We start from the raw sequence: 9,630 nt of genomic DNA, 5'->3' as shown, positions 1-9,630 counted from the left end.
CTACACCTCAAGGCCGTCGTCGGCAGCGTCAGATGTGTATAAGAGACAGTTTCTTAGCCGCTTTTTTGTGTTTTTTATGATGCTTAGTCGTGGTGGTCGTTTTAGCCGGTGCAGCGGTAGTTGCAGCAGGCGTTGCAGCAGCAGTTGTAGTGGTGCTGGCTGGTGCAGCAGTTGTGGTTTCAGCAGCGAAAGCAACTGAAGACATACCCATTGCAGCGGCTACAACCAGAGCAAATAATTTTTTCATTGCAAAACCCTCAAATGTTAGTTCACATGTCAGCCCACTGCGGGGCCGGTAGGAGAACTATATGAGAAGGGACGGAGGCTTTCAGTGAGTGATTGGTATCGGCGTGTAACGGATTGTACAACGGCCTTGTACGCATTGTACCAGGGCGCCTGAAATGTATTAGTTGCGACTTGATCTGAAATGACCTTGAAAGGTTTAGAGTTACCGGTTTTGATATGGGTGTCAAATCCTTATACAAAACACGAGTTAACTCTCATGCTCCATACTAACTATCCCGTTATGAAAACGCCGTGGTTAATTATGCTGTTGCGTTCCCTGCTCATGGCCAACACCGGACCAGCAATGAGCTGCGTAAACAGGGCGTTTTTATCTCAGGAAGTGGCGTCCGTTCTGTCTGGCTGCGCCACAATCTTGAGAATTTCAAAAAACGCCTGAAAGCGCAGGAAGAAAAAGCGGCCCGTGAGGGTATCGAACTGACCAAAGCCCAGATAGTTGCACTGAAACGAAAAGCCAGCGATGACGAGGTCTGCGGTGAAATCGAAGCTGCTCATCCGGGTTATCTGGGATCACAGGACAGGTTCTACGTCGGTAATCTGAAAGGCGTCGGTCGTATCTGTCAGCAGACGTTCGTTGATTCTTACTCAAAGGTTGCTCACTGTAAGCTGTATGTCACCGCCGACTAATGGTATCTGCGAGAGGTTTTCCACAGGACGATACTGAACGAGTTTTATCAGGTGACGTTCCGTAAAAAATTGTATGGTGATCTCGATACATTACAAACAGATCCTGATGAATGGCTGGCTCACTCTAATAATGAGTGAACCCATCAGGGAGAAATGTGCTGTGGCCGGACGCCAATGGAAACATTAGCTGCAACCAGCGCTGGTCTCAGACCCACAATATCTGCATATGAACCTGCGTTTACCATCCTCGACCTGCACTTCATTTTTTTCAGCCCACAATAATTGAAAAAGGAAACTTTGAGGAAAAATGGGAAATGAGCAAAGCTGCCAACTGCCACTATAGATTCACAGGCCTTTTACTTAACAAACCGTGGTTATTGTCACAAAAAATCCGCAGAGATAACTCCGCACTAACATGGTATACATTTTGTTGACATACATGCTGCTATCAATAGATTGCACATCAATAAAAGGAGTTACCTATGTACCCAATTGATTATAACAGCTATCGTTCGGTAAAAGGTTTCAATCGTCGTGTTCGTTTCCTTGTTATGCACTACACTGCTGTCGATTTTAAAGCGTCAATAACCGTTTTGACCGGGCCTTCGGTAAGCGCTCACTATCTCGTTCCTGATCCTTCAGAAAAAACTTATATTGATGCAGGTTTTAAGGAAATGCGTATATTCAACCTGGTTGATGAAAATGAGCGTGCCTGGCATGCTGGCGTAAGTTCATGGGCCGGGCGCAGCAACCTGAATGATACCTCCATCGGGATTGAGACGGTTAATTTGGCCAGTGATAACAACGGCGTGTTTGTGTTCCCCCCCTATAACCCGGTTCAGACAGATGCAATCAAGGAACTGGCCGCCAATATTCTGCAACGATATCCTGATATTACGCCTGCGAATGTTGTCGGACACAGCGATATTGCCCCGGGGAGAAAAAGTGATCCAGGGGCTGCTTTCCCGTGGAAAGAACTTTATGACGCAGGTATCGGTGCATGGTATGAGGAATCGACCATGCAGCACTATCTGATGCACTTCAATAAGTCGCTACCATCTAAAGTAGATATTATTGCTAAGTTAAGAACATACGGATATGACATCTCAGATGCCGTAACAGAAAGCGGATACAGAAATTTGATCCGGGCATTTCAGCTTCACTTCCGACAAAAGAATTATGATGGTGTCGCTGATGCTGAAACAGCGGCAATTCTTTATGCGTTAGTGAACAAATATTTTCCGAAAAAATAATTTTACTTTTGTAAGTTTATCATGCCGCTGTTGGATGATTCCATCAGCGGCTAACTCCACTTCCATTGCGTTACCTGAAAGACGTCCAGAGCCAAATCTGGAATGTTACAGTCCTATTGATCTCATTCCGGAATATACGCGGACATTATCTACCTTTGGTATATAGCTATGAACGGTCTGGCTTATTACGTCTCATCCGGTAAACGCGCCCGCGATGAGGCGCAGCTGGAACTCGCACTGACAATAGTGGCAATGGTTCGGCGACAGGAGTGAACAAAGCGGCACCGCGCCTGCGACTGCCGCTTAACTAAAGGCTCAGAGGCCGTTCAGGTAGCGATTTTCCAGATGCTCACGGAACCACCGTGGGTTAAGGTCTTCCCCGGTGGCATTTTCAATCAGCTGTCGTGTGCTGAAACGGCTGCCGTGCTGCCAGATATTCTGTGAAAGCCAGTCGAATACCGGCTGGAGATTGCCCTCACGGATCAGCTCGCTTACCTGCGGCAGGGCCTTTTTGACGCCCTGGAACAGCTGGGCCGCGTACATTGCACCGAGCGTGTAAGTAGGGAAGTAGCCAAAGGCGCCATCGGTCCAGTGAATATCCTGCATACAGCCGTCACGGTAGTTCCCAGTGGTATCCAGCCCCAGCAGTGCCTGCATTTTTTCCTGCCACAGGGCCGGAATGTCCCCGACCTCAACCTCCCCCGCAATCAGCGCGCGCTCAATTTCATAGCGCAAAATGACGTGGGCAGGGTAGCTCACCTCATCGGCATCGACCCGAATCAACCCCGGCTTCACCCGCTGATTCAGCGCGATAAAGTTTGCGGGTTCCAGCGCAGGCCCGTCACCCAGCAGCTGTTTAACGTGTGGCAGCAGCAGGTTGAGAAATTCAGCACTGCGCCCCAGCTGTTTCTCAAAAAACAGGCTCTGAGACTCGTGGATGGCGGTTGAGCGGGCGAGGGCGACCGGCTGACCTGCCCACTGCTTTGGCAGATTTTGTTCGTAGCGTGCGTGACCGGTTTCATGGATCACGCCCATCATCGCGCTGATAAACTCATTTTCGTTGTAGCGGGTGGTGATGCGAACGTCTTCGGGAACGCCGCCACAGAAGGGATGGCTGCTGACATCAAGGCGGCCAGCATTGAAATCGAAGCCCAGCTGTTTCATTACGGCCAGAGCAAGATGCTTCTGCGACTCGACGGCGAAGGGGCCTGGCGGCAACGCCACCTGCTCCCGCGACTGTTGTTCAACAATGCGCTGGAGCAGTTCCGGTAGCCAGCTCTTGATGTTGCCGAAGGTTTTATCCAGTTTGGCGCTGGTCATGCCCGGCTCAAAGACATCCAGCAGGGCATCGTAGCGGGAACAGCCGTTGGCCTGCGCACGGATTTCAGCTTCCTCGCGGCTCAGCCTGACGACCTCCTGCAAATTTTCAGCGAAACCCTGCCAGTCGTTGGCAGGACGCTGCTGACGCCAGGCGTGTTCACAGCGCGAACCGGCAATGGATTTGGCTTCTACCAGCGAGGCAGGGAGCAGCGCAGCCTGCTGATATGCACGGCGCATCTCAAACAGATTGGCCTGTTCAACATCGTTAAGCGGGGTTTGTTCGGCTTCGTCCAGCCACTGACCCACCTGCTTTGCGGTCAGAATTTCGTGCTGAAGCACGCTCAGCTCAGCCAGTGCGGCGCCGCGTGGGGCGCTGCCGCCCGGCGGCATCATGGTCATCATATCCCATCCGGCTATGGCAGAAAGATGCCCAAAGCGGGAGAGGCGGGTAAAGGTTTTTGTCAGATTCTCATAGGCACTGGACATGGGGTTCCTTGCTATCAACAGGCGCCGTCAGGCAGCGCGGGGAGGCGATAAGGGTAGATCAACGGGCCAGCAAAAGCGAACGCTGGCGCCACCGAGCGGGCTGGTATCAATTACCACGTAGCCGCCAAAGGCCTGCGCTACCGAATGCACGATAGCCAGCCCAAGGCCGCAGCCGCCCGTCGCGCGGTCGCGGCTGGGATCAAGGCGGACAAAGGGTTCAAATACCCGCTCACGTTCGTCAGGGGGAATACCGGGGCCGTCATCCTCCACCTGCAGGCAGGCGGTATTACCGTCAAACCACAGCCCGACGCGCAGCTGCTGATCGGCATAGCGCAGCGCGTTGTTCACCAGGTTATCCAGAACGCGTTCCATCAGGCGGGCATCGGCCACACCGTGGTTTTGCCGCTGCGGCATCTCCAGCGCAATTTCCACCTCAGGATGAACCGATCGAATATCATCAATACGTTCAGCCAGCCACTCTGCCAGGTCCAGCGACTGTAAATTTAAATCCACCTTCGGGCGGTCGAGCCGCGCGTAAGTCAACAGCTCTTCGATTAGCGCTTCCAGCTGGCCAATATCGCGATTTAACGCCGCCGCCTCGACATCCGTCAGATTATCGCTCATCTCCAGCCGGTAGCGCAGGCGCACCAGCGGCGTGCGCAGCTCATGGGCAATCCCGTCAATCAGCTGCTTCTTACTGGCAACCAGCGTGTTGATGTTATCCGCCATCTGGTTAAAGGCCACGCCCAGCCTTACCAGGCTGGAGGCGCTGTCGAAATGAATGCGTTCATCCAGATGCCCCTGACCAAAGCGCTGCGCGGCCGACTCCAGCCGCAGCATATCTTTCCAGTGGGGCCGCATCCAGATAAACACCGGCAGCGCCAGCGAAATGCCGATAAATGCCAGCAGCACGATATCCAGAATGCGCATCTCATGCAGGAAAAAAAGATAGGGGATCGGGCCGACGGCCAGCACGTAATGACTGCGCGGGATATGCTGCAGAAAGGTATATTCATCATCCAGCGCCACGATTTCACCGGCGCGCAGGCGGCGCAGGGTAGTCGGGTCGAGCTGGTATTTGCTCATTGGTTCTATATGTAGCTTAAACGACAGGTTGAGCTCCAGATTATCAATGGTCTTGTTCCAGTCGCGCGGCGGGATCTCCCGCAGTTCACTGCGCATCAGATAGAGCGAGCTTTTCATCAGATCGTTCATCGACTCTCGCCCGGCCCGCTCAGCGGTGAATTTGTATACCAGGCCAACCAGCATCGCCATCACCAGAAAGCAGACGAACAGCAACAGATAGAACTGGATAAAAAGCTTTTTCATTCTGCATCCCAGGCGTGTGGCGCGAACAGATAGCCTTTATTACGAATCGTTTTGATTCGGTAGGGTTCCGTCGCGCTGTCCAGCAGCTTTTTGCGCAGGCGGGAAATGGCCACGTCTATACTGCGATCCATTCCGTCATAGCTGACGCCGCGCAGCGTTTTCAGCAGGGCGTCGCGGTTCAGCGTGCTGCCCGCGTGGGTAGCCAGCTCCCAGAGTAAATCAAAATCGGCGGTAGAGAGGGGGATAATCTCGCCGCCCAGCATCACCTGTCGGTTAAGGGGGTCTATGGAGAGTGTGCCAAAGCGCAGCGCCTTTTGCCCGGTTTGCGCCGGCGCAATATCGTCGCTCTGGGTGGACACGCCGGCCTGACGCAGATGCAGCCGCAGGCGCGCCAGCAGAACGGCGGGCGGGGTGGTTTTGAGAATGTAATCATTGGCGCCCATTTCGAGCGACAAAATATGGTTCATATCGCTGTCCAGCGACGTCAGCAGCACTATGGGGCCTGACCAAATCTTGCTGGTACGCAGATCGCGGCACAGCGTCATACCATCCTTGCCCGGTAGCATGATATCCAGCATCACCAGGTCAGGGTTGGCCTCGGCGATTGTGGCTTCGGCGCGGTCGCCCCGGCTTTCCACAATCACCTCAATGTCATGGCGGTTAAGATAAGCGGCAATCAGCTCGCCAACGTCCTGATCGTCTTCAACAAATACTATTCTGTTCATCGGTTTTTTTATCTGAGAAGGGAAAGTAAGATTACCCAATGTTTACCGTGACTACTATTACCCGCGGCTAAATAATGCTGGATATATAGTATATCCCCTTTAAACTATGCCATTATATTAGCAGGGTTGTTCTGACAACTTACCGGATAACACGTACCAGAGAAAGGAGCATAAAGGGTGTCGGATAAAGAGCAGACCTCTGCGCTGCACATTAACCATATCTGCCTGAATTATACGGATTTTCTCTCCGCATCCTGTAAAAAACGCTGGAGCTTCGTCGACGCCATCTATGGCGTGATGCCCATCTTCGGCATGGTGACGAAAAACTCGCCCGATCTGCCCACAGCGCCTTCTGAAAGACTTAAGGCCCTGGCGTTACAGATCATTTCTACCCAGGTCAGTGACGAAATTAACATCGCCCGATTGATAACCCTTGCTGAACAACAGCATATCGACGCCTTTGATATTTTGCTGCCGTATACGCTCTCCGAGCAGCAGCTTGACGTCATCCGCAGGGAGTACGTCAAACCGCTTAACCTTAACCAGCATAATGACTGCTTAACGGTAAGAGTGCCCGCCTTTTCCCATTAATGCATCAGCGTCCACAGGGCAGGGGCTGAACCTGCCATCAGCAGCACGATAGCCACTCTTTCCATGCCATTCAGTCTTTTGCCCCCGCGGCCACCGCGGCGCGCGAACAGAAAGAGCAGGGCGCCAGGGGCGTACAGCACTACCGACAGCAGCAGATGCAGCGGGCCAGAGGCATACAGCAGCCAGAGACCATAGGCCGTAGCGCCCACGGCTATGGCGGTAACCATCGGCCTGTTTAGCGAGCGTGAGACCTTAATCAGATACACACCCACCAGCAGATAGGGCACCAGAATCATTTCAGACGCGATATTCAGCAGGGTGTTGTAATCCGAATGAGTGAGCCAGATCAGGATCAGGCAAATCTGTACGCTGCTGTTGGTGAGCCAGAGTGAAGCAGAGGGCGCGCCACGCGCATTTTGCTTCGCCAGCGAGCGGGGGAAGGCGCCCTGTCCGGCTGCCAGCATAGGCACTTCTGCTGCCATAATCGTCCAGCTCAGGTAGGCGCCGCAGACGGAAACCACCAGCCCGATAGCAATCACCACGTCCCCCCAGGAACCGATCAGACGCGTCATCAGGCCCGCCATCGAAGGGTTACGCATCTGTGCCAGCTCGGCACGGGGCACAATACCCAGGGAAAGGAGGGTAACCAGCAGATAAACCAGCAGGGCTGTTGTTACCGCCAGTAGCGTTGCCCGGCCCACATCTTTTTTGTTGCGCGCGCGTGCGGAGACGACCACCGCCCCTTCAACGCCGATAAAGACCCACAGGGTGATCAGCATGGTGTCTTTCACCTGCTGCCAGACCGGCTTGCCGAGCTGAATGCCGCTAAAATCCAGCCTGAAACAGTCAAGCTTAAACGCCGCCACCGCCAGCACGATAAACAGCCCCAGCGGGACAAGCTTGCCCAGCGTTGCCACCAGATTGATGCTGGCCGCCGTCTGTACCCCGCGTAATACCAGCCAGTGAACCAGCCACAGCAGGAGGGATGCGCCAAGCACCGCCTGCCAGGTATTGCCGTCGCCAAAGACGACGTGTCCCGGCGAATCGGTGAAAAAGCTCAGCGCAGAAAAGACGATAACCAGATAGGAGACATTGGCGATAACCGCGCACAGCCAGTACCCCCAGGCGGAGCAAAAGCCTACGAGTTCACCAAAGCCCTCTCTGGCATAGGTATAGATACCGCCGTCCAGCTCCGGTTTGATCCGGGTAAGGAGCAGCAGCGCCAGAGAAAGCAGAATAATCCCCACGCCGGTTATCGCCCAGCCAATCAGCAGCGCCGCCGGGCTGGCTACGGCAGCCATATTTTGTGGCAGGCTGAATACGCCAGCGCCAAGCATTGAACTGAGTACCAGCGCCGTAAGGGCGGTAAGGCCTAATTTTTTGTCCAAAAAAACGTCCCAATAGCAGAATAAAAAACCATGTTCAGCCTGATGTTGCGATTTTGAGCGACCAGGGTGCAGCAAAAACGGCGTTTTCATCTGAAACAGGCTGGCGATTTTACGGAGTGAGGAGGTGAGATGCAATGAGACCGGGGGTGAAAGGTGCGTTTTTATGCATATTGCATGCGAAAATTATGCAATAAAAAGTAAAGACGGCGGGGCCGCCGTCTTTACCTGCTGAGCTTATTTAAACAGATCGGCCGAAACGGTCAGGTTACCGCCGCTCTGATTCGACCACTGGCGGGTGATGTGATAATACTTCGCTCCTTTAGCGATCGCTGCACGGCCTACCGCTTCCGAAATCTCGGTTGGAGTACCGAAGTGTCCGGTGAAGGTTACACTGTCATAGGGCTGCATCTGTGCAGCGGTGATGGCACTTACTTCCTGTACGCTTTTCCCTTCCGGCGTTCTGACGGTATAGCGCTCGCCGGTAGATGACTGAGTTTCATAGAAACGGCCAACCTTGTTGCTTGGCGTTTCAGAAGAGGCGACCCCTGGGATCTGCACGGTTTTAGCGGCCGCGCCCCCTGCTGCCAGCGCGGCTTTACCCGCCTGTGAATCCGCTGGCACCGCGTCCGGAGACTGTACGCGGCGGGCTGGCGCATCTTTCTTATAGATATAGGCCGTTATGTACTGGTTGCCACCGCTGTTCGCGTCGACCTGACGGACGATAAAGAACGAGGCCGCGCCTTTTTTAGTGGCTGCTTTGGTAATGGCATCGTTCACATCGGGCTGGCTGCGATAGAAACCGCTAATGGAAACGGTGTCATACGGCTCAAGCCGATAGGCTTCAGCTTTAGTCAGCTCACGGACGCCATTGATGATGCGGTCTCTGTTTTTAACCGCAACCGGTGCATCTGCATGATAGATGTCCGCCACGATGCGCCAGTTGCCGCCGTTGCCGTTAGTATCGTTAATTCCCTGAATAAAATAGGAAGCAGCGCCCAGTTCATCAGCACGTTTAGAGACGGCTGCACTGGCCTCATTGATCGCATTAAAACGACCCGACAGGGCAATACGGTCAAATGGTTTCAGCGAGGCTGCCTTTTCCGGTGACAGCTCCTGTGCCGCATGCGCGGTGAGTGAAATGAGCGACAACAGGGCTGATGCCAGAATGGTGTTCTTCAGCTTCATAGAAATAATCCTTCGCCTTACGCAAAAAATGAGTACAAAAACGTGCTGGACTCTTGATGTGTAACAGATTAGCAGCCGATTATTGCATGTAATAATACATTCTGTCTCAGCCATTTTGAGCGAAAGCTTATCGCGGGTTTATCCTTCACGGGCAATAAAAACGGTGGGAGTTCAAATCACCCCGCCCGAAAGGCCTTTACCATAAATACGGGTTATTGTTACCAGTATTAAAGTTAATTCATTGTTAAATCATATTTTTTAAACGTTAAATATTCCACTTTACCGTTTTGCAAGCCAGCACACTGTGCCCCATAAATGCGTAAATTCAGTCAGTAAATAGCGTTTTTGGTACTTGCCTCTGAATTTTTATATGAAATCATCACAAACAGTCGGGTGCTGGCTGGATCGCAGGACATAAATTAA

General features: G+C 53.0%; 7 protein-coding genes and 2 pseudogenes. 3 read left to right on the top strand and 6 right to left on the bottom strand.

Annotated elements, in window-relative coordinates:
• Nucleotides 1-49 precede the first annotated feature (49 nt).
• Nucleotides 50-247 (bottom strand): annotated as a pseudogene (gene asr / locus ACLRGG_RS11225) (acid resistance repetitive basic protein Asr); the annotation flags it as partial.
• A 281-nt stretch (nt 248-528) separates the two neighbouring features.
• Between asr and ACLRGG_RS11220 the strand changes: the two are divergent.
• Nucleotides 529-1,065, top strand: a pseudogene (locus ACLRGG_RS11220) (transposase family protein); the annotation flags it as partial.
• A gap of 347 nt (nt 1,066-1,412) precedes the next feature.
• On the top strand, nt 1,413-2,183 hold the full coding sequence (locus ACLRGG_RS11215; protein ID WP_416249851.1) for an N-acetylmuramoyl-L-alanine amidase: 771 nt from the start codon (nt 1,413-1,415) through the stop codon (nt 2,181-2,183).
• Between the two features lie 315 nt (nt 2,184-2,498).
• Here ACLRGG_RS11215 and ACLRGG_RS11210 read toward each other — a convergent pair whose 3' ends face one another.
• Genes ACLRGG_RS11210 through rstA form a run of 3 tightly spaced genes read right to left on the bottom strand, consistent with a single transcriptional unit; the run spans nt 2,499 to nt 6,043 of the window.
• Nucleotides 2,499-3,989, bottom strand: coding sequence for a carboxypeptidase M32 (locus ACLRGG_RS11210; RefSeq protein WP_416249850.1), 1,491 nt, complete (start codon nt 3,987-3,989; stop codon nt 2,499-2,501).
• A gap of 27 nt (nt 3,990-4,016) precedes the next feature.
• Nucleotides 4,017-5,318, bottom strand: coding sequence for a two-component system sensor histidine kinase RstB (gene rstB / locus ACLRGG_RS11205; RefSeq protein WP_416249849.1), 1,302 nt, complete (start codon nt 5,316-5,318; stop codon nt 4,017-4,019).
• Nucleotides 5,315-6,043 carry a two-component system response regulator RstA gene (gene rstA / locus ACLRGG_RS11200; protein ID WP_416249848.1) on the bottom strand — a complete coding sequence of 243 codons (729 nt, stop codon included), beginning with the start codon at nt 6,041-6,043 and terminating at the stop codon, nt 5,315-5,317. Before rstA ends, rstB begins: the two co-directional genes overlap by 4 nt.
• 177 nt (nt 6,044-6,220) lie before the next feature.
• On the opposite strand from rstA, the gene ACLRGG_RS11195 reads away from it, so the two are divergent.
• Nucleotides 6,221-6,634: a hypothetical protein gene (locus tag ACLRGG_RS11195; RefSeq protein ID WP_416249847.1), complete on the top strand. Its 414-nt coding sequence runs from the start codon at nt 6,221-6,223 to the stop codon at nt 6,632-6,634.
• Here ACLRGG_RS11195 and ACLRGG_RS11190 read toward each other — a convergent pair.
• On the bottom strand, nt 6,631-8,022 hold the full coding sequence (locus ACLRGG_RS11190) for a basic amino acid/polyamine antiporter (protein ID WP_416249846.1): 1,392 nt from the start codon (nt 8,020-8,022) through the stop codon (nt 6,631-6,633). The genes ACLRGG_RS11195 and ACLRGG_RS11190 overlap by 4 nt on opposite strands.
• A 234-nt stretch (nt 8,023-8,256) precedes the next feature.
• On the bottom strand, nt 8,257-9,207 hold the full coding sequence (gene ydgH, locus ACLRGG_RS11185) for a DUF1471 family protein YdgH (protein ID WP_416249845.1): 951 nt from the start codon (nt 9,205-9,207) through the stop codon (nt 8,257-8,259).
• Nucleotides 9,208-9,630 lie beyond the last annotated feature (423 nt).

This window comes from Erwinia sp. PPS120, from assembly GCF_047918655.1.
Lineage (GTDB): Bacteria > Pseudomonadota > Gammaproteobacteria > Enterobacterales > Enterobacteriaceae > Erwinia > Erwinia tasmaniensis_A.
The sequence above is the reverse complement of the archived record's forward strand: the minus strand, read 5'-3'. Positions and strand labels throughout refer to the sequence as shown.